The 19,266-nt window shown below is 44.3% G+C and carries 18 protein-coding genes; 9 read left to right on the top strand and 9 right to left on the bottom strand.

Translation table 11 applies throughout. The features are described 5' to 3' along the window. Positions 1–755: 755 nt before the first annotated feature. The 3 genes from cas3 to DWX23_RS18600 all read right to left on the bottom strand — a co-directional run bounded on the left by cas3 (position 756) and on the right by DWX23_RS18600 (position 5,730). Entirely contained in the window at positions 756–2,990 is a 2,235-nt protein-coding gene (gene cas3 / locus DWX23_RS18610; RefSeq protein WP_122375541.1) for a CRISPR-associated helicase Cas3', read from the bottom strand. A gap of 123 nt (positions 2,991–3,113) precedes the next feature. Then, the gene (locus tag DWX23_RS18605) at positions 3,114–5,186 is read right to left on the bottom strand and encodes a BT4734/BF3469 family protein (RefSeq protein ID WP_122375540.1); all 2,073 of its coding nucleotides are present in this window, start codon (positions 5,184–5,186) and stop codon (positions 3,114–3,116) included. Positions 5,187–5,343: 157 nt separating this feature from the next. Beyond that, on the bottom strand, positions 5,344–5,730 hold the full coding sequence (locus DWX23_RS18600) for an HU family DNA-binding protein (protein ID WP_122352325.1): 387 nt from the start codon (positions 5,728–5,730) through the stop codon (positions 5,344–5,346). Between the two features lie 357 nt (positions 5,731–6,087). Here DWX23_RS18600 and DWX23_RS18595 point away from each other — a divergent pair, with 357 nt between their 5' ends. Genes DWX23_RS18595 through DWX23_RS18585 form a run of 3 tightly spaced genes read left to right on the top strand, consistent with a single transcriptional unit; the run spans position 6,088 to position 8,416 of the window. Beyond that, on the top strand, positions 6,088–6,423 hold the full coding sequence (locus DWX23_RS18595) for a PadR family transcriptional regulator (protein ID WP_122375539.1): 336 nt from the start codon (positions 6,088–6,090) through the stop codon (positions 6,421–6,423). Next, the gene (locus DWX23_RS18590) at positions 6,420–7,010 is read left to right on the top strand and encodes an HAAS domain-containing protein (RefSeq protein ID WP_122375538.1); all 591 of its coding nucleotides are present in this window, start codon (positions 6,420–6,422) and stop codon (positions 7,008–7,010) included. The genes DWX23_RS18595 and DWX23_RS18590 overlap by 4 nt, the downstream gene beginning before the upstream one ends. After that, positions 6,986–8,416: a serine hydrolase gene (locus DWX23_RS18585; RefSeq protein WP_122375537.1), complete on the top strand. Its 1,431-nt coding sequence runs from the start codon at positions 6,986–6,988 to the stop codon at positions 8,414–8,416. Before DWX23_RS18590 ends, DWX23_RS18585 begins: the two co-directional genes overlap by 25 nt. Before the next feature lie 88 nt (positions 8,417–8,504). On the opposite strand, the gene DWX23_RS18580 is transcribed toward DWX23_RS18585, so the two are convergent. Next, positions 8,505–9,722 (bottom strand): MFS transporter, encoded by a 1,218-nt coding sequence (locus DWX23_RS18580; protein WP_122375536.1) that lies wholly within the window; start codon positions 9,720–9,722, stop codon positions 8,505–8,507. 291 nt (positions 9,723–10,013) lie between these two features. Then, on the bottom strand, positions 10,014–10,517 hold the full coding sequence (tpx, locus tag DWX23_RS18575; RefSeq protein ID WP_122363330.1) for a thiol peroxidase: 504 nt from the start codon (positions 10,515–10,517) through the stop codon (positions 10,014–10,016). 159 nt (positions 10,518–10,676) lie between these two features. On the opposite strand from tpx, the gene DWX23_RS18570 reads away from it, so the two are divergent. The 6 genes from DWX23_RS18570 (at position 10,677) to DWX23_RS18545 (ending at position 13,883) form a co-directional block, all read left to right on the top strand. Further along, positions 10,677–11,951 carry a DNA recombination protein RmuC gene (locus tag DWX23_RS18570; RefSeq protein ID WP_122375535.1) on the top strand — a complete coding sequence of 425 codons (1,275 nt, stop codon included), beginning with the start codon at positions 10,677–10,679 and terminating at the stop codon, positions 11,949–11,951. A 67-nt stretch (positions 11,952–12,018) separates the two neighbouring features. Beyond that, positions 12,019–12,315, top strand: a complete 297-nt coding sequence (locus DWX23_RS18565; protein WP_122352319.1) for a nucleotidyltransferase family protein — start codon at positions 12,019–12,021, stop codon at positions 12,313–12,315. Beyond that, positions 12,308–12,670, top strand: coding sequence for a DUF86 domain-containing protein (locus DWX23_RS18560; protein WP_122352318.1), 363 nt, complete (start codon positions 12,308–12,310; stop codon positions 12,668–12,670). Before DWX23_RS18565 ends, DWX23_RS18560 begins: the two co-directional genes overlap by 8 nt. After that, entirely contained in the window at positions 12,667–13,044 is a 378-nt protein-coding gene (locus tag DWX23_RS18555; protein ID WP_122375534.1) for a diacylglycerol kinase, read from the top strand. Before DWX23_RS18560 ends, DWX23_RS18555 begins: the two co-directional genes overlap by 4 nt. Before the next feature lie 61 nt (positions 13,045–13,105). Continuing rightward, positions 13,106–13,282 (top strand): DUF4250 domain-containing protein, encoded by a 177-nt coding sequence (locus DWX23_RS18550; protein ID WP_122352368.1) that lies wholly within the window; start codon positions 13,106–13,108, stop codon positions 13,280–13,282. Positions 13,283–13,316: 34 nt separating this feature from the next. After that, positions 13,317–13,883: a phosphatase PAP2 family protein gene (locus DWX23_RS18545; protein ID WP_122375533.1), complete on the top strand. Its 567-nt coding sequence runs from the start codon at positions 13,317–13,319 to the stop codon at positions 13,881–13,883. 99 nt (positions 13,884–13,982) lie between these two features. On the opposite strand, the gene DWX23_RS18540 is transcribed toward DWX23_RS18545, so the two are convergent. From DWX23_RS18540 to DWX23_RS18525, 4 genes are read right to left on the bottom strand one after another with little or no spacing between them, the layout of a single operon-like run. Next, entirely contained in the window at positions 13,983–15,233 is a 1,251-nt protein-coding gene (locus tag DWX23_RS18540) for an ABC transporter permease (RefSeq protein ID WP_122375532.1), read from the bottom strand. A 12-nt stretch (positions 15,234–15,245) separates the two neighbouring features. Then, complete coding sequence (locus tag DWX23_RS18535; protein ID WP_122375531.1) at positions 15,246–16,532, bottom strand: ABC transporter permease; 1,287 nt, start codon at positions 16,530–16,532, stop codon at positions 15,246–15,248. Positions 16,533–16,587: 55 nt separating this feature from the next. Further along, on the bottom strand, positions 16,588–17,853 hold the full coding sequence (locus DWX23_RS18530) for an ABC transporter permease (RefSeq protein ID WP_122375530.1): 1,266 nt from the start codon (positions 17,851–17,853) through the stop codon (positions 16,588–16,590). Positions 17,854–17,866: 13 nt separating this feature from the next. Next, positions 17,867–19,147, bottom strand: a complete 1,281-nt coding sequence (locus tag DWX23_RS18525) for an ABC transporter permease (protein WP_122375529.1) — start codon at positions 19,145–19,147, stop codon at positions 17,867–17,869. Between the last annotated feature and the right edge of the window lie 119 nt (positions 19,148–19,266).

Below are 19,266 nucleotides of genomic sequence, written 5' to 3'. Positions count from 1 at the left end.
GGCGCTGGCCGATCCCCGACCGATGAGCTTGAAAGAAAAACAGCGCATGACACAGTTTACTTTACGCCCCCTCCGTCATTGGTCGTACCTTATATAGGTACGTGTGTTGAAACACAAGCGCAAGCCATATCATCAATACTATCCTGTCGTACCTTATATAGGTACGTGGGTTGAAACTCTGTCGTCTATAGATGAGATTGACAACTATGAGTCGTACCTTATATAGGTACGTGGGTTGAAACAAATATTTCTGTTGGTGCTTCTAAGTCTTCGGAACGTCGTACCTTATATAGGTACGTGGATTGAAACCGGGATATCAAATAAGAGTGAGTTTTTCGCAAAGGTCGTATTCTTTACGGGTACGTGGATTGAAACCAGAAAAGAAGATTACAGCAATCGTTGGAGCAAGTCGTATCCTTTACGGGTACGTGGATTGAAACCATATTCCGTAAAGTGCCTTTTCTACAGCCGCTCGTCGTATCCTTCACGGGTACGTGGGTTGAAATCTGTAAGTCGAGTACAGCGTGGCCGATCTTGTCGTCGTACCTTATATAGGTACATGGGTTGAAACATAGTATTTTGGAAAGCAGGTTCTTACGCATGAGTCGTACCTTATGTAGGTACGTGGATTGCAACTTTGTCTAATACGATCGTAAGATACGCGAGGTAGGTCGTACCTCATGCAGGTATATAGATTTCTCTGCGAGAAGGTTCTCGCAGAGAAATCCAATCCCATTTACACAATCGCCCTAATTTTATTCTATCAGCAACAGTTCTTCCGCCCAAGCCCCATCCAATACCAGTCCTGCCTGCGGATCATAGCTACTCGGATCCTCCAAAATGAAAACGCCTGAATATTCGATAACCTTACCACTCCGTACCAGCTCATCAAAGTCCCACTTTTTCACAGATACACTATATTGCTGTAACTTGCGTAATAGCCAAAATTCCGGACCTTTCTCTTTCAATTCTCTAATAAGAGCTGCACCATCACCATAATTGACCAGGATGGAAACAGAGTTCTTATCATCAATCAGGCAGAACTTCTCGGCAGCAGTTGCAAACATAAAGTTCATTTCTGCAAAACCTTTATATAACAAACCTTTTATATCTGCTTTATCAAAGGTATTACAACCACCATAAAAGAGCGTAAAATAACGAGCCATAACAGCCGGATCAAACAAATCCGTACGATCAGACATCCGAAGCAGTTCTCTCAAGGCAGTAGCTCCCTTCCCCATCAGACCACGTAAAAGAGTATTCTCTAAATTAAAGACAAAAACCTGACCTAATTGACCCACATGATTCAGTTTACCTTCCCTATTACACCGGCCTGCCGCCTGTATGACAGAATCCAATCCGGCAAAAGCCCGGTATACCACAGGAAAATCGATATCTACACCGGCTTCCACCAGCTGCGTGCTAATCACCCTGACAGGCTCATTGTTCTTCAGCTTTTCTTTTATCAATTTGATCACCTTCATTATATGTGCGGAACACATCATACGGGACAAGTGTAAAGTTCCTTTTGGCATCCTTTGATAAAGCTCCCGAGCTTCCTTACGGGTATTAACGATACAGAGCACACATTCGTAGCCGGTCAGTTCGTCGGCCAGATCATCGAAAGTCGTTGTCGACTCCGGCCAGTGTAATTCCACACGCTTAAAAGCTTCGAACAGATTTTCATGGGCAGAAGTTATTTCCTCAACCTGACTCTTCAACCCGTTAAAAGCATCTTGCCCCGTACCGATACGACCACTAAATACAGGCAACGTAGCGGTAGTAAACAGAATACTCACATTGAAAGCCGATTGCAAACCTTGTAATACATCCAACACCGGTCGTAGAAATTCGACCGGTAACATCTGTGCCTCATCCAAAATAACGATAGAATTACAGATATTATGGAGCTTACGACACCGCGAACTTCTACAGGCATATAATGACTCGAAGAACTGTACATTGGTGGTTACAACAATAGGAGCATCCCAGTTTTCTGTCGCCAACAAAGAAGCCGACCGTTCATCCTGCCGATCCACTTGCAGATTACTATGATGTTCCACCACATTTTCTTCTCCGAAGATTTTGCGTAATACGGCTGCCGTTTGCACAATGATGCTGGTGTAAGGGATAACGACTATGATACGATCCTTTTTATAACGAACCGCATGATCTAAAGCCCAGGCCATCGAAGCCAACGTCTTTCCTCCCCCCGTAGGTACCGTCAGACTGAAAAAGCCGGGGATATCTTTAGCTTTCTCCCGACAACGCGACAAAATAGATGCTCTCTTTTCATTGATAAAAGAAGAGGGAGCATTCACCGACAACTCTTCCATGTATTTATCAAAACATATTTTCAGCTCTTGCAAACTATCGTACTTACCTCTTCGCTCTGCTTGGTCAGGCATCATAAATTGCTCCGTATCCAAATAGTCGGCATCCACCAGACAAGAAAACAACATACGTATCCACAGATGAAACTCTTTTTCCGGATCACTCAATGCCGGAGCTTCCAAAGGCAGCAATTCTTCCAGCACTTCCACCGGAGCATCCTTTCGCATCTCCCCGCAGCACGACTCCTTTTGATAACGCCGACTCATATTCGCATCTCCGCCCGAAACCCAATCCAGTAAACCTGAATGATGCCCGGCAATACAATAGGACAACGGAGGATAACAATGCGGCAATTTCATTTTCGCCCAGATAGCTCCCGCTGTCGAATGATCCGGTTTATTCATCGGCTTCTTACTCTCTCCGGTCATTCCCGATGCATTACGAATATACGGCTGAAAATCTTCTGTAGTATACTTTCCCAGATCGTGCCATAACCCGGCCTGTTTTCCCCAGCCGGAAGCACCAAATACAGATGCAAAAGATTCACTGAATACGGATGTCCCTGTCAAATGCTCCTGCAATGTTTGAATTTTGAAAGATTCTTCATCCTTCCGGACATGAGCTATAAAGACATTTTCATCTCCAACTTCTTTCATACACAAAGTTTTATTATTTTATTTGTTATTTGCAATATTGAACCATACAAAGCTATATTACAATAATTTACGGCATTGCAAACACCTTATTCATTTGCAATACCGTTTGTCATCTGTCATACATCATTCATTCTTTACAACTGAATAACACGTTCCTTTCATGGTACGCCGCGAAGGTTTTTTATTTTTCTGCAATAGACGACCGAAGTAAGTCAACCGCTTGTTTCCCAACTTCACTCCACTTTTAGCTTGCAGATATTGAAGAATTTCAATAGCAGAAAGACTTTCACAAACCTCCTCGGGATATGGCGCACGAAAATACTGCAGGAATAACTGCTCTTCTACCGGAAGTTGCTGAAAAGCCTCGTTGTTTTTTGTCGTTGAAAACTCCTCTTCCGAAGTAAACCAATAACGTTCGCCAGCCGCTAAAGCAGCAGAAGCCTGTGCATAAAGCTGCTCGTAATTAATTGAAGCGGTATTGTCGATCGTCCCCGTTATGTCGATACAGATAAAACGTCGGCTTCCGGTCGGATCGGTCAACAAATCATAATTATTGCAGGTCGCGATAAACGAGGCATAACGATGTAAAGCCTGAACACTTCGTTTATAAGGCTGCCGGGCATTCACTACCGGCTTCTGAAGCACATGCTTCAGGAAACTCTGATAACCGGAACTGACCGAGTCGAACTCATCAATGTTTATCAGCGCAAAGCGAGTAAGCAGTAACTCCGCATCACGTTTATTTCCAAAATCGATACTATCCGTATAATACATACGTAAAGTTGGCGGCAACAAATTCCGGCACCATGTCGATTTGCCGCATCCCTGTGGACCGACCAGCAAAGGCAACGAACTATTAGCATGCAAATGATCGCGCCGACGCCAATGTGCCACCATACTCAAAAACCAGATATAAAACAGATTACGCCACGCCGGATTATCTGTCGGTAACGTATCTGCCAATGCCCGGATGTGATCTTTACCATCCCAGATCGGCAGATAATCCAGAAAATCTTCCAGCGGATAGAAAACCGGAACCCGGTCTGAATAGATATAACGTTTCACATCCCTGTCCCATAAAGGCAACTCTTCCGCTTGTGCGTTAAGCCCGATACTGTTCAACACCGTTTCGGTAACCGGGGCAAAATGAATATAAAAGGACCCTCTTGCCCGAAACTCCACCTCACCGGACAGCATATTCCGTCGAAACTCGTAACGGCGCTTCATAAACTCATTCGTTTTCACAGACAATAATTGCTCGGGAGCAACAACCGGCTTCTTTCCGAAATTATTCGACAACTGATAAGTCGTATGAATCATATCCCTTACCTCTTCTTCAAAAATAGACAAATATTGATAAACCATTGTCCAGCGTACGGCATCTTCTTCGGGAATACCGGAATGAAAACAGTTTTCGGCCAACCTGACAAGAAAAGGCCTGAGCTCTTTTCCCTCATCCAATCCCCCCGTTTTATCCAAAGCGTCCTGCATACAGGCATTATAAAAACGGGAAATGATACGACTACGGTCGTAACCCGGCATCATACGCAGCAAAGGATCTTCATATTCTCCGACCATTTCCCGGTAAGTCGCTTCAGCTGGCATTTGTAAAGGTTGCTCTTGTGTAAGTGGGATAGCCTGAGGATTATAATACAGCTCCGGATCATACGAATGCCGACAACCCTGATCCAGTACCGGTTTTTTCTGTTCTATATTCCGATTCAACTGAGCCTGGAAATAATTCACCGCACGCCGATAAGCTGCCGCATGAAAATATTCAGCCAGTTCTTTTGTCTGCGGCAGTGAGCCGTCCGGCAAAACGAAAGGTATCAGAATTTTTACGCTCTTTCCGCTTGAACCGGCAAAAGCAGCCAGCGTTTGCGGAGCCTGCGAAGCCAATGCTTTCATTTTCAATACCTCCTGCCGATCAGCCAAGCGGTCGACTTCCACCAGGACCAATCCGTTATAAGCCTGAAACTCCTGATTACTTTGTTTTCCCCGGAATACCGCGGCAAACAGCAATACCGGTATTTTATCTGCATGTATATTCCTGTCGCAAGGCATTGATGAAGATAATAATTCCCGCAGGTAATTTACTTCCCGGCTTTGTTCACCGGACTCAATGGCAGCCATCACCGCTGATAATTCTATATTTTTCAACGACTTACCATCGCCTTTTATTTGTGTAATTTTCATTCTTAGATCTATAAGTGCAACAATTCCATATGACAGATGACAAATACAATTGCAAACGAACAAGGCATTTGCAATTGTATATTCCGCTCAAGAACATATAATTACAGGAAAATATGACAAATAACAAATACTTTCCCAAAACTTTATGTATAAACGATTATTTCAGCTTCGTGAATTCAATACCACTCAGCTTTTCTTTTAGTTTCGGACTGGGTTTAAAGCTGATACTTTTCAATTTGATCGATTCGGCACGTATTTTAGAAGGAACTTCCACTTCCCGGTTCGGTTGGGCGGTGATACTGAACGTACCCAAACCGTCTATTGTAACGGTATAGCCATCTTTCAGATGAAATGCGATCATACGGGTCAGGTTTTCGATCATTCCTTTCACTTCTCCATAGTTGAAGGTGCTGGCATCGGCCATCTGTTCTGCCAGGGCGTCGAGATTAACATTACCGTTGCTTACGGTGGTTACTGAGTACTTCACCTGCTCTTTATTGGTAATATTGTCATTGATTTTCGTGAGTTTGTACTTTACAGCCATGCGGTTCCCTTTCTTTTAGATTTAATATTACTACTAGTTATATCATAGCTTACCACCTTCTATATCAAAGGTTACAATCCGGTAATATCAGCCTGTACAGGATAGTCGATTATGGTGTATAGGATAATCGGATAAAGTGTACACCGTGGTCTGCCGAGGTGTAGAGGATGGCTTTACTAAGTCAGGACTAAAGATATAAAATATCGGGAGAAAAGCAATAGTTTATAGCGAGTTTCTTTCTAAAAAGAAAAGAACAACTAAAACAGAGTAAAGCGGAAAAAGTAATGAACAACCGCAATATCGTAAAAACACATACCTAGTATTGCGAGGTATATAAATTTTATTTACTTTTGCGGCATGGATAATGAATTCATCGAAAAATGGAAGTCGCAGGTGAAGAAAGGAACACTTGCCTTTATTGTTTTAAACCTATTAAAACATAAAGAGATGTATGGCTATGAAATCATAGAGCACGTTTCAAAAACAATTTCTATCAACATTGCTGAAGGAACTCTGTATCCATTACTGAACAAATTAAAAGCAGAAGGACTTGTCATTTCCAAATGGGTGGATCAGACATCCGGAATCCCCCGGAAATATTATTCACTCACAGATCAGGGTAAAGCAACCCTGACAGAAATGACAGTTTCCTGGGATCAATTAACAGACTCTATTAAAAATCTATTGAAATGAAAAACATCGAATTTTCAGACAAAAACACAACTCTGTTATATGATAAATATATAAGTGAAGTGAAACACATGATTAGTACCTTGAGAAAAGAGGATCAGGAAGATATACTGATGGAACTCAATAGCCATATATATGAATCTATACAACACAATACATCAGGTTCCGAAACAGATAAAATAGCCGAAACCCTAGAAAGATTAGGAGAACCTCGTAAAACTTTTGCCCAACTCATTGCCGACCGCAAACTACAACAAGCGACAAAAACGTTTAACCCCTTACATGTTATGAAAGCACTGTCTTTAAATCTATCTAACGGGTTCATATATATTTTATTCAGCATTTCATACTTATTCTTATTTTGTTTTGGCTTTCTGATTTTCGCTAAACTGATATTTCCTCGCAACACAGGATTGTTTATTGGAGAAGATGATCTGTTTGTTGGATTTATAGCGAATATGACCGATAATTCTTTGTCGGAAGTTTTAGGTTATTGGTTCATCCCTATTATTCTCCTGGGAATGGTAATAATCTATTTGTTCATCACTTTATTACTCAGGCTAAAATGCAGATTAAAACTAAAAAAATAAATTATTTGCCTATATACATAGTATTACTAGGTTTCATTAAAACGGATAATAAACATATAATAATTAAAAACAAAAGAGTCATGAAGAGAATTGTTTTTTTAATATTCATATTGGTATGGAGCACTTTGTCTGAAGCCCAAACGATAGACGTGGCAAAATTGGACAGCTTATTCACATCCATTGAAAACCACAAAAAAGGAATGGGCTGTATCTCTATTTTCAAGAACGGAGAAGAGATATATCAAAGTAGTTACGGATATTCTGATGTTGAAAATCAAGTCAAAAACCAAACCGATACAAAATTCCGTATCGGTTCGATAAGTAAAACTTTTACTGCAACTATTATTATGAAGTTGGTGGAAGAAGGAAGGCTTTCGCTGACATCCAAGTTATCAGACTATTATCCTCAGATATCGAATGCAAATAAAATAACGATCGAATACTTACTACAACACAGAAGCGGCATTCCCAACTTTACCGATGTAGATGATTATACAAATTGGTGTACGGAAAAACAAACAAAAAAGGCATTACTGGATCGCATCATATCGGGTGGAACATCTTTTGAGCCGGGTGAGGAATTTGAATATTCAAACTCGAATTACGTACTCCTGACATATCTTGCAGAAGAAGCTTCTTCTAAAAGCTTTTCTGATTTACTTACTGAAATAATCTGTACACCGTGTCTTCTAAGCAATACTTACGTAGGAGAAAAGATCGATTCAAACAATAAAGAAGCATATTCATATATAAAACAATCCTCCGAATGGGAAAAGACAAAGGAAACGGATATGAGTATTCCTCTGGGTTCTGGTTTTATCGTTTCAAATGCTTATGATTTAAACAGGTTCATGTTCTACTTATTTTCTGAAAAGATAGTAAACTCAGAAAGTCTTAAACACATGACTTTATTGAAAGATAATTTTGGACTGGGTTTATTGAAAGTTCCTTTTCATGATCATACAGGTTACGGTCATACCGGTGGAATCGATGGATTCCAATCGAATGTTTTTTATTTTCCGGAAGAAAACCTGTCTATTGCCTTAGTAGAAAATGGCGTTTCTTATATGTTAAACAATATAGTTATAGGATGCCTAAGTATTTATTTTGGCAAAGCGTATGATCTCCCCGGATTTATTGATGCTATAACTATAACAGCAGAAGAACTGGATAAGTATATCGGTGTTTATTCTTCTCCCAACCTGCCTATTAAACTTACAATAACCAAGAAAGGTAATACCCTTATTGCACAAGGAACCGGACAACCGGAATTACCGTTAGAATGCGTCGGGAATAATATATTCCAATATGAAGGAGTCGATTTAACATTAGAGTTTTTACCGGAAGAAAACAAAATGATTTTGAAACAGTTAAAAATGACCTTCGACATGTCGAAGGAGAACTAAAAACCATTAAACAAATCAGACGCTGAAAGTGAACCCTGGCCACACACTTTCAACGTCTGATTTCTTATTTTCTTTAAAGCAATATCTACTATTTATCGAAACTCCCCTTCAACCTCCTTATCGATGGCTGGAAAAACGAAACCAGTCCAATCATTCCAACCAATACTCCTCCTATTATAAAGGTATTCCCGATCCCGATATTATCCGCCAGAAATCCGGTACTCAGCAATCCTATCATTGAAGGAAGCAAACTGACACTCATATAAAATGAGAACACCCGCCCCATCACCACCGGATTGATACGCGTCTGCATCACTGTAGTGAAAGATGCCATATAAAGAGAACCGGATATGCCGCCAATGGCCGTCAACCCGACAAACAAAGGATAACCCGAAACGGGTAATACGCCGGATAACAGGAATGTAATCCCTAACAAAATATACATCCAGTTTATCAATGAGATCTCGTTCAGTTTAAACTTCTTGATTCCCAGGAAGGCTCCTCCTAGCAAAGCACCTATCCCCCAAGCTGCCTCGACCAAGCTGATCTGATAAGCATTCCCCGAATAGTGATTCAGTGTCATCAAAGGGAACAACACACCGACCGGCATAATAAAGAAAGTAGCCAGGATAGACAGGACAAACAACCACGACAATCCATTCTGCGCACGCACCTCCGTATAGGCTTCTTTGGCTTCCTTCAATAATTGTACCTTTTGACTTCTCTCTTCATTCTCCGGATCAGGAATCTTTACAAACAGAAGCGAAGTACAAGCCAATGCTGCCCCGATCACATCCAACAGCAATATATTCGTCATCTCCATAAAGGAAATAAAAAGTGCTGCCAGAGCAGGTCCGGCAATATTACAGGCCGACTGAATGATCTGATTGATCCCGGCTATACGGATCAGTTCCGACTTAGGAGCCAGTAAAGGTACGGAAGCCTGCATCGCCGGCATATGAAAAGCCGATCCTACCGAACGCAAAGCCAGTAGGATATACACATGTCCGAGCTTCGCTACATCCAGATAGAACAGGACGGCAAGGATCAGCGTACAGAAAGCAATGAAGCTATCCGCCATGATCATGACCCGTTTCCTCTTCCAGCGGTCGACAAATATACCTGCAAACAATCCGAGTACCGACTGCGGAAGCATGGCGGCTATGGCAGCAAAAGCCAATACTTCAGCCGATTTAGTTTCAAAACTAAGCCATAAGATGATAGCGAAATTAACGATCGAACTGGTCAGGATAGAGAAGAACTGACCGGTCCATATAATAGCGAATACTTTTTTCCAGTTATTCATAACTTCTTTTTAATTAAAATAAAATATGTAGAAAAGAGGGTTCCCCATAGCCATGACAGGGAATCGAAACATAGGTTCAAAAGATAAGATGGCTCTTATCTATCGTTACACAAAGTAAACGAAACCAAATTTAGAAGTTATTGAACACATAAGATGATTTAATTTGATGCAATGATACGAATAAATTCCGAGATACCAAACTCTAAAAAAACGAAGGCTGCGGGATTCACATCCGACAGCCTTCTACACTAACCCTTAACTTTAACCAATGAAAAACAATAATCTACTTAATTAGTTTTTTAGCGAAGCGATTGCGGCTTCGTAATTCGGTTCGTTGGTAATTTCGGAAACAAGTTCCTCATAAACCACTTTACCTGCTTCGTTGACAACTATCACGCCACGGGCCAATAGACCTTTCAGCGGACCGTCAACCATCAGCATCCCGTACTTATCTTCAAAACATGAACACCGGAATGCAGAAAGTGTGATCACTTTATCGATGCCTTCCGTCGTACAGAAGCGTCCATGTGCAAAAGGTAAATCTTTTGATACGGCAAGTACCACAGTGTTGGGTAAAGAAGCGGCTTCTTTGTTGAAACGTCTCACCGAAGCGGCGCACACAGCAGTGTCCAGACTGGGAAATACGTTAATTACAACATTCTTACCTTTCAATTCTTTGAGAGATAATTCCGATAGATCACTTTTTACTCCTTTGAAATCCGGAGCCTCTGCTCCAACTGCCGGTAATGTACCGTTGGTATTTACTTCATTACCTTTAAATGTTATTTTTGCCATCTTTGTAGTATTTTATGTTTTACGTTAAAAGCGGCTCACAAATATAAGCGGCTTTGTATGACTAAAACAAAAGTTAAAGAATAATGTTTTTCCTTTTAACTCTTTTTAATTACTTGTTCAGAGAACAGTTTTTCTATCTTTGACGCAAAATTAAATGACATGGATTGGTTGATTATTTGTACATTACTTATCATCATTGTTTTACAGATTTTATTCCGTCCTAAAAAGGACAATACCGATACACAAAACGAATTGAAACGCCTGCTGGATGAAATGCAGCGTTCCTTCGAACGCATTGAAAAAAACTTCCGGGAGGACTTCCGCCTGAACCGCGAAGAAGGCCGCATCGTTGCCCGCGATAACAGGGAAGAGCTGACCCGTTCCATGAACGAATTTCGGGAAGCTTTCGACCGGGGGATCGCTTCCTTTAACAACCTGCAACGGGAAAAGTTCGCCAACCTGGACGAACAGCAGCGCATGTTGGTAGCAAACACCGAAAAACGTTTGGAGGAGATCCGCGTTACGGTAGACGAGAAATTACAAAAAACATTGAACGACCGGATCGGTCAGTCGTTCCGCCTGGTCACCGAACAACTGGAGAGTGTACAGAAAGGACTCGGGGAAATGCAGACACTGGCACAGGATGTAGGCGGCCTGAAACGGGTATTGAGCAATGTCAAGACACGGGGGAATATCGGAGAGATACAACTGAGTATGTTGCTGGAACAGATACTGGCTCCGGAACAATATGAGGCCAATGTTCATACCCGTAAAGGTTCGGATGCTGTCGTCGAATTTGCCGTCAAGTTGCCGGGACGGGATGATATACGCGAATACGTTTATCTTCCGATAGATGCCAAATTCCCGAAAGATATCTACGAACAGTTGCTGGATGCCTACGACAATGCCGATCCGCAGGCGATCGAGGCTGCCGGGAAGTTACTGGAAACGACGATCAAGAAGATGGCTAAAGATATTTCCGACAAATACCTGGCTCCGCCTGCGACGACCGATTTCGGCATCATGTTCCTGCCGTTCGAAGGTATTTATGCCGAAGTGGTACGCCGTTCTGCTTTAATGGAAGAGTTACAGCGTACTTACAAAGTGGTTGTAACGGGGCCTACTACGCTTGCCGCCATCCTGAACAGTTTGCAAATGGGTTTCCGCACACTGGCTATCCAGAAACATTCGGGAGAAGTATGGACCATTCTCGGTGCCGTAAAAAAGGAGTTCGAAAAGGTGGGCGGCATGCTGGAGAAAGCACAAAAGAACCTGCAAACGGCCAGCGGCCAGATAGAAGAAGTACTCGGTACCCGTACCCGCGCTATTCAACGAAAACTGAAAGATGTCGATACATTGAGCGACCGCGAAGCTCGTGCGATCATTCCTGAATTGGGACCGTTGACGGAGGAAGAGGATAATATAGAGGCTTAATTTTAGATCATACTAATTTGCAGAGATAAAGAATTATTATTTCCTTTGTATCAGTAAACATGTTCGTATGAAAAGGGATATAGTACTAAAAAAGCTCGCATTCTTAAAAGAGACGCTCTCGTCCCAATACGGGGTAAGCAAGATCGGCCTTTTTGGTTCCACTATACGCGGTGAGAACAAAAAGAATAGCGATATTGATATTTTGATAGATTTCCAGGAAGGAAAAGAAACCTATCAAAACTATATTTCAGTATGTGATATCCTGGAAAATTTCTTTCATAAACATAAACTGGATATAGTCACATTAAAAGGTCTCAGCCCTTTCATTGGCAAACAAATCCTCAATGAAGTAGAATATGTCTAAATCACATATCGTTTATTTACAGCATATACTTCAAGAATGTTACTACGTCACATCTGTTGTAACGGATAGTTTGCCTATGTACCAGTTCTTATCGGATGAAACATTAAAAAGAGCTGTTACCCGTAGCCTGGAAATCATAGGTGAAGCGACTAAGAAAATTCCGGCTGATGTAAAATATGAATGGAATGACATTTCATGGAAACAAATGGCAGGTATGAGAGATAAGTTAATTCATGATTATATGGGCGTTAATTATCTCATTGTTTGGGATGTTGCTAAAAATATTATACCGGTTCTTATTCCTCAGATTGAAGCCATTATTGATAATGAAAAAGAGAACAGGATAAACAGATGAAAAACGACGGTTTTACTTTCCGCAAACGGTTACGGAGTTTCGGGTATGCTTTCAATGGGATACGTTTATTGATTACCCGGGAACATAATGCCTGGATACATTGTTTTGTTGCTGTTTGTGTGGTTGTTGCCGGTATTTTGCTGGGACTGTCAGAGATGGAGTGGATCGCTGTCGTGATCGTGATCGGGGCCGTACTGGCTGCCGAAGCAGTCAACTCGGCACTGGAAGCGATAGCAGACTTCGTTTCGCCGGAATACAGCGAAGCCATTAAACGAACCAAAGACCTGGCGGCGGGAGCCGTATTAATCATAGCTATTGCCGCCGCAATCGTAGGCGGAATCATCTTTTTCCCTAAACTAATCGCTTTATGCTGAAACCAGGCGTTTTAAACAAAATAGAATCAATAACAGTTATTTAATTTAAATGATGAGAACAATGAAACTTCCCGAAGATCCGATGATGCTCTTCAGCGTAGTCAACATGAAACTGCGCGACCGTTATGCATCACTCGATGAATTATGTAGTAAAATGGACGTAGACAAAGATATGCTTGTCCACAAGTTGGCAATTGCCGGCTTTGAGTACAGTGCCGAGAACAATAAGTTCTGGTAACCTCCGTTTCTATATTTGCACTAACAATAAATATATGAAACGTACAACCTATCTCTTTGTCTTCCTCCTGGCCTTTATCACCTGTTTCCACGGTCATGCACAAGAAGTCAAGTTAAGCGGCAGCCGGAAAGCCGTCCGCACCTCGGGCGACGTACTTGCCTGCCTGACTCCGGCAGCCAGCCTGGCGACGGTATTGATCTTACAGGACTGGCAAGGATTGAAGCAAGGAGCACTGGCTGGTGTAAGTACCGTCGGAATGACGTATGCCCTGAAGTATCTGATCAAGAAAGAACGTCCGGACGGCAGCGACAACCATTCCTTCCCTTCCATGCACACCTCGGTATCTTTTACCGGAGCAGCTTTTATCCAACGCAGATATGGTTGGAAATGGGGAATTCCGGCATATGCCGTAGCTACCTATGTAGGTTGGAGCCGTACGTATGCCAAGAAACATGACTGGTGGGACGTGGCAGCCGGAGCTGCTATGGGTATCGGCAGTGCCTATATCTTTACTCGTCCGTTCGCCCAAAAGCACAACCTGACACTCAGCCCGCTTGCCGGTGACAAGCATTTCGGTATTTATGCCTCGATGACTTTCTGACGCCACACGGCACAGACAAAAAACAGCCCGGACATGTATTCGCTACAGATCCGGGCTTTATTAGCTCTACGTGGCTAATGTAATTTATATGAGAAATAATCACTCGTAATGTAAAGCCTCCGCCGGCTGAAGGCGTGCTGCCTCATTGGCCGGATACCAGATTCCGGCAATGATCATCCCTACGATCAACAGATAAGTGATCAGCATGCCTACGACAAAACGGAGGACCGTGTTATCCATCAGCACCGTATTCGTCAGATCTGCCAACATGATATTGACACAGATCACTACCGTCGGAATAAAGGCAAGAGTCAGCAACAAGATGCCTTCTCCCAGGACAGTGGTTCGCAGTTGGCTGCGAGTAGAACCTAATGCCATGCGAAGTCCCATTTCCCCCTGCCGCTGACGGGTACGGAACCAGAACGTACCGACTATCCCCAGAAATATATTGATCAGCAGGAAGAGCAGGATAGACAAACGGGTATTCATCTCTCCTTTGCCGTCACGTATGCCGTCCTCCCGTAAAACAGACAGGGGTGTGATACTCTGCAGATAAAGATTTCCAATCTCCACCTGATTACTATTCTCTTTCATAAAGGTATCGGCAAAATCCCTGTCCGCTTCCGGTTTTACCCTTACCGAGACTTCGGCCCAAGGAAGGAAATCGGCATTTATCGTTTTTATATCCCCTTCCCCCATACAGAGATAAACATTCGGTCTGGGCCGCTTGAATTCCGAACCACGCACAGTCCCGCAGATGGCTCCTACTTTAGTCGTCCAGGTATTATCACCGGAATAGACAATCTTTCCAAAGGCATCCTCCCCCTCGAATATCTTATCGGCTGCATCTTTTGTCAGGACAATGCTATTGACAGTCACCCCCTCTCCCGGCTGCCGGTTACTTCCCGGTACCGCAGGGATACGGTAGACATCAAAATACTCCGGTGTTACGTAATAGATGCGGCAAGCCGTCTTCTCCACTACCGTATCACGTCCCAAAGACATATAATTGTTTATATTGTTATACGGTACACCGAATCTCGACAAAGTAACAGCTTCCACCCCCGCATGCAGCCTGAGTCTGTTCATCGCATCCCACAGGTCCTCGCCTACAACTGCAGGATGCTCTTCGGGGGACAGATACCCTTCGGCACCTTCTTCGCGTGCACTGAACTGGAGCTTATAGGTATGGTCGATATCAAACCCCATAGGAGCATTGAAAGCATACAGTGTCACCAGCAAAAAATCGACTATGTACCACAAGCTAACGGCAACAAGCAACAGTTCACCGAACAACCAGCCGTTACTCTTCCGCTGGTTCCATATTTGTTTTAATATATGATTGATCATCTTCGTATGAGTTTAGTATTCATTCAACGCTTCCATCACATTCTTCCGAGCCATCCGGTAAGCCGGTATTCCCGCCGACAACAAGTTCAGTATAAGACAGAACACAAAGGCATAAAGGAATATCACCGGGTTAAGCAGCTCCGTCACCGACAACGCCGGCGTGCCTCCAAAGACAGAAGAGATAGAAGCAAAACTGTTACTCAGCAACCAGGTACGCATCAACCAGATCGCGATATAAGAGATGAACAATCCGATGATACCTCCCAGCAGGGTCAGCACCATACTTTCCGAAAGAATCTGCACCACCAGCGTTCCCCGGGTAGCTCCGAATGCCTTACGGATACCGATCTCCGACATGCGCTTCCGCATCTGCGACAAGGTCATCCCCGACAGGTTAATGGCAGGTACGAGCAACAGAATAACGATCACCAGCATATATTGCAGGATGGTCTTTGTCTTGTCAGGCCCCATAGCTCCCAACCCTTTGATCTCCCATTCCAGGTGGGTATCGGGCTGGTCGTACAGGGTGAGTTTGTAGTCGGCCAGCGAACTGTTGTAACGAACCAGCTGCCTGTCCAGTTCCTGCCGGATGGCTTCGAAATCGGAAGAGGAATGTGCCAGGATAATGGCCTGATACCACCCGGTTATACTCTCTGCCCAGGTATCGTCGGGGAAAGGCTGCGCCGAATAAGACACCCATACTTCGGAATACGAAGCTTTGGCAATCGTAGACACATCCTTCACTACGCCACTGACGGTATAGGGTTTATAGCTGATCATGATCGTCTTGCCAGCCGCATCAGAAGTACCATAAAGCCGATTGGCAAGCGACTCCGCGATAACGACCTTCTTGATACCCGACTGCACCTCTTCCTTCGTATACGGGCTACCGGCCACAAAGTCGAAGTCGAATATCTTCCAGAACACATCGTCGGTAAACAGCATCAGGCAATCTTTCTTCTCCTGCCCTCCCGGGATGGAAGCCAGCTGGCTGCGCCAAGGGGAAACGATGGCGACAGCTTCCGGCGTTTCCATTGTCTGGATACATTCCCGGATCGTTTTCAGGGAGAGGTAACCGTTACCATGATTTGCACCTTTAAAGTCACGTCCGCCCCACCGCACATACATGGTCCGGTCGCGGTTGTCCTCCGGCGAATAGTTATTTACCCTCACCTCGTAAGTGATCACCATCACCATGATCATACAGATAGCCAAAGCTGTTCCCAGAATGGAGATCAGGCTGAGGAGTTTATTCTCCTTCAGCATGGCCAGGGCTTGTTTGAAATAGAGTTTATACATAGTCGTTATTGTTGTTTATGCAAGGGCGGTTCGCGAACCGCCCGTACGAGATAGTTTATTCATAACGCAAGGCTTCCGCCGGTTTCATTCTCACGGCACGCCATGCCGGATACAGGATACCCGAGATGATCATCAATGCCATGAGCAAGCCGGTCAGAGCAATCCCCGTCAGGAAACGGACAGCGGTAAAGTCCGCCCAATTAAGGTTGACCAGTTCGGCTATCCCCAGGTTGAAACTGATAACAACGGCGGGTAGCATAGCCAAAGCAAGCATGACCAGCCCTTCACCTATCAGCAATGCCCGTAGGCCATGCCTGGTAGAGCCCAGGGCTACACGTAACCCCATCTCTCCCCAGCGATGCTGCGTGCGGAACCAAAATGTACCGGAGATTCCCAGAAAGATATTGATACTCAGGAAAACCAACAAGTTCAGGCGCATCCGGATATCACTTTCCACCGGACTCACTATTGCTTCCCTTATCAGCGAAGAAGAGCGGACATCCATCAGATAAAGGTTTCCAACCGACAGTTGCGCTCCCATATCCCGGCGGAAATCCTCACTGAAACGGGCCGCGGCATCGGGACGGATACGGATACACAGTTCCATATTCTCCAGGTTGCCCGAACCAAGCTCACCGGCTATCTCATCTTCCGACAATAGGGAGTAATAGCAAGGTCTGCTCTTCTCATATTCCGTCCAGCGGATAGGTATGCAGAGTGCCTTCACCTCTTTAAAGTAACCATCCTTCCCGATCTGCAGGCTCTTACCCGGAGCACTTTCTCCCGGCAGCAACTCTTCGGCGCCATTGGCAGACAAGATGATAGAATGTACGTCGAGTGCATCCGCCAACGCCGGACCGTTCCCACTTTCGCGCTCTATACGGAAAACACGGAAGAAAGAAGGTGTCACTTTATATCGTTGCATAGTCACCCCCACCGTATCTTTATAGAACAGGCGGCTGTAATAGACCTGGCTGGTATATCCCGTCGAAGCATACGGCTGAGAGCCGATCGACATAGATACTTCTTCTACGGACGGATACTGCCGGATACGCTCCATGATTGTCAGCAGGTCAGCTCCGGTAGTCGTTTCTTTCGTTTCGGGATCAATATAGCCGTCGCTTTCCGGGGTACGTTCTTTGATATCGACGCGGTAGGTATCCGCAATATCAAATCCCAGCGGGGTACGGACTATCGTGGACAGCACACTCATATAATCGATGACGTACCACAGGCAGACAGATATTAACATCAGTTCCGTCAGGATCCAGATATTCCTCTTGCGCTGATTCCATATGATTGTAAACAGGTGTTTGATCATTATATGTTCCTCCTCATTCTCCTTTTAACGATTCAACAATAGGTATCGACGACACACGCCACGCGGGAACGCAGGCACTCAGCAGGTTCAGAAAAGAACAGAACAGGAAGGCGATCAGGAACACCTCCGGACGGATCAGAGCCGATACCGGAACCTCCGCCGTCACATCCATGCCGAAATAGGTAGACGATGTGAACATCGAATCTTTCAGCAGATAAAGGAACCAATAAGAGAGCAATAACCCCAGCATCCCACTGATCACCGACACCACGATATTCTCGTACACGATCTGTCCGAGCAATCCCGCCCGTGTACTGCCGAAAGCTTTACGTACGCCCAGTTCGCTCACCCGTTCCTGCATCCGCGACAAGGTCAGTCCCGACAGGTTGATGGCAGGTACCAGCAAGGCGATCAGAATCGGGAGGATGGCACTGAGATAGATAGACTGCATATTGGGCATCCCCGGTCCGAAGCGCATCTCTTCCACATATTTCGTATCGGGCTGGTCATAGAAATAGACTTTATGATCGACCAGCGTATTATTATACTGTTCCGTTTGCCGGGTGATCTCGTCGCGTATCTCATCGAAGTCGGACGACGAACGGGCAACGATCATACATTTGTAATGCCCCATGATATTTTCCGAACCTTTTATCTCCGGAATACCGGCTGCGGTAAAAGGTACCCAGGCATGGGCATAGGAGAAAGTAGTACGGGGTGTGACATCCGCCACCACGGCACAGACCGTATAGGTAATAAAACTAAACTGCATGGTCTTGCCTACCACCTGATCGATCGTACCGAACATCCGGCGTGCCAGCCATTCGCTGATCACCACTTTCCGGATACCGGCATCAAACTCGGCTTTGGTATAGAGATTTCCCCTCAGCACGTTGAAGGAACAGATTTTCCAGAACACATCGTCGGTAAAGAGCACGAAACAGCGTTCGCCCGGATTACCGGGAACCGTTGCCAGGCGTGACTGTGCCGGCGAAGTGATGCTCACCGCTTCCGGTATCTCCAGCGACTGGAAACACTCGCGGATCGTCTTCAGCGACAGATAACCGTTCGCCTGGGTACTCTCAGTCAGTTTATCCTGCACGCCGACCCATTTGACATAAAGCGTCCGTTCGCGGGCGGTCTCCGGAGCTATATTCCTGTACATTGCCTGATGGCTGATAATGATCGTCATAATGAACGATATCGCCAGGGCCGTACCGAATATGGAGATGAAAGTGAGCCAGGGACTTTCTTTCATCATTTGTATGGTTTGTTTGAAGTATTGTTTATACATAGCTTTTGTTGTTTATATTTTGTATATACAGTTCGTATTAGGGAACGCAGACGACGCAGACAGAGCGCAGAAGAACACTGATAAGAATATTAATTAGTCTGCGAAACTCTGCGTTATCT

Origin of the sequence: Parabacteroides sp. AF18-52, assembly GCF_003479145.1 — a bacterium.
Taxonomy (GTDB): domain Bacteria; phylum Bacteroidota; class Bacteroidia; order Bacteroidales; family Tannerellaceae; genus Parabacteroides; species Parabacteroides faecis.
The sequence above is the reverse complement of the archived record's forward strand: the minus strand, read 5'-3'. Positions and strand labels throughout refer to the sequence as shown.

Bases quoted from the DNA above. Each gene is read 5' to 3' on its own strand.
- cas3 (WP_122375541.1), bottom strand. From the start codon at position 2,990: ATGAAAGAAGTTGGAGATGAAAATGTCTTTATAGCTCATGTCCGGAAG.
- DWX23_RS18605 (WP_122375540.1), bottom strand. From the start codon at position 5,186: ATGAAAATTACACAAATAAAAGGCGATGGTAAGTCGTTGAAAAATATA.
- DWX23_RS18600 (WP_122352325.1), bottom strand. From the start codon at position 5,730: ATGGCTGTAAAGTACAAACTCACGAAAATCAATGACAATATTACCAAT.
- DWX23_RS18595 (WP_122375539.1), top strand. From the start codon at position 6,088: ATGGATAATGAATTCATCGAAAAATGGAAGTCGCAGGTGAAGAAAGGA.
- DWX23_RS18590 (WP_122375538.1), top strand. From the start codon at position 6,420: ATGAAAAACATCGAATTTTCAGACAAAAACACAACTCTGTTATATGAT.
- DWX23_RS18585 (WP_122375537.1), top strand. From the start codon at position 6,986: ATGCAGATTAAAACTAAAAAAATAAATTATTTGCCTATATACATAGTA.
- DWX23_RS18580 (WP_122375536.1), bottom strand. From the start codon at position 9,722: ATGAATAACTGGAAAAAAGTATTCGCTATTATATGGACCGGTCAGTTC.
- tpx (WP_122363330.1), bottom strand. From the start codon at position 10,517: ATGGCAAAAATAACATTTAAAGGTAATGAAGTAAATACCAACGGTACA.
- DWX23_RS18570 (WP_122375535.1), top strand. From the start codon at position 10,677: ATGGATTGGTTGATTATTTGTACATTACTTATCATCATTGTTTTACAG.
- DWX23_RS18565 (WP_122352319.1), top strand. From the start codon at position 12,019: ATGAAAAGGGATATAGTACTAAAAAAGCTCGCATTCTTAAAAGAGACG.
- DWX23_RS18560 (WP_122352318.1), top strand. From the start codon at position 12,308: ATGTCTAAATCACATATCGTTTATTTACAGCATATACTTCAAGAATGT.
- DWX23_RS18555 (WP_122375534.1), top strand. From the start codon at position 12,667: ATGAAAAACGACGGTTTTACTTTCCGCAAACGGTTACGGAGTTTCGGG.
- DWX23_RS18550 (WP_122352368.1), top strand. From the start codon at position 13,106: ATGAAACTTCCCGAAGATCCGATGATGCTCTTCAGCGTAGTCAACATG.
- DWX23_RS18545 (WP_122375533.1), top strand. From the start codon at position 13,317: ATGAAACGTACAACCTATCTCTTTGTCTTCCTCCTGGCCTTTATCACC.
- DWX23_RS18540 (WP_122375532.1), bottom strand. From the start codon at position 15,233: ATGATCAATCATATATTAAAACAAATATGGAACCAGCGGAAGAGTAAC.
- DWX23_RS18535 (WP_122375531.1), bottom strand. From the start codon at position 16,532: ATGTATAAACTCTATTTCAAACAAGCCCTGGCCATGCTGAAGGAGAAT.
- DWX23_RS18530 (WP_122375530.1), bottom strand. From the start codon at position 17,853: ATGATCAAACACCTGTTTACAATCATATGGAATCAGCGCAAGAGGAAT.
- DWX23_RS18525 (WP_122375529.1), bottom strand. From the start codon at position 19,147: ATGTATAAACAATACTTCAAACAAACCATACAAATGATGAAAGAAAGT.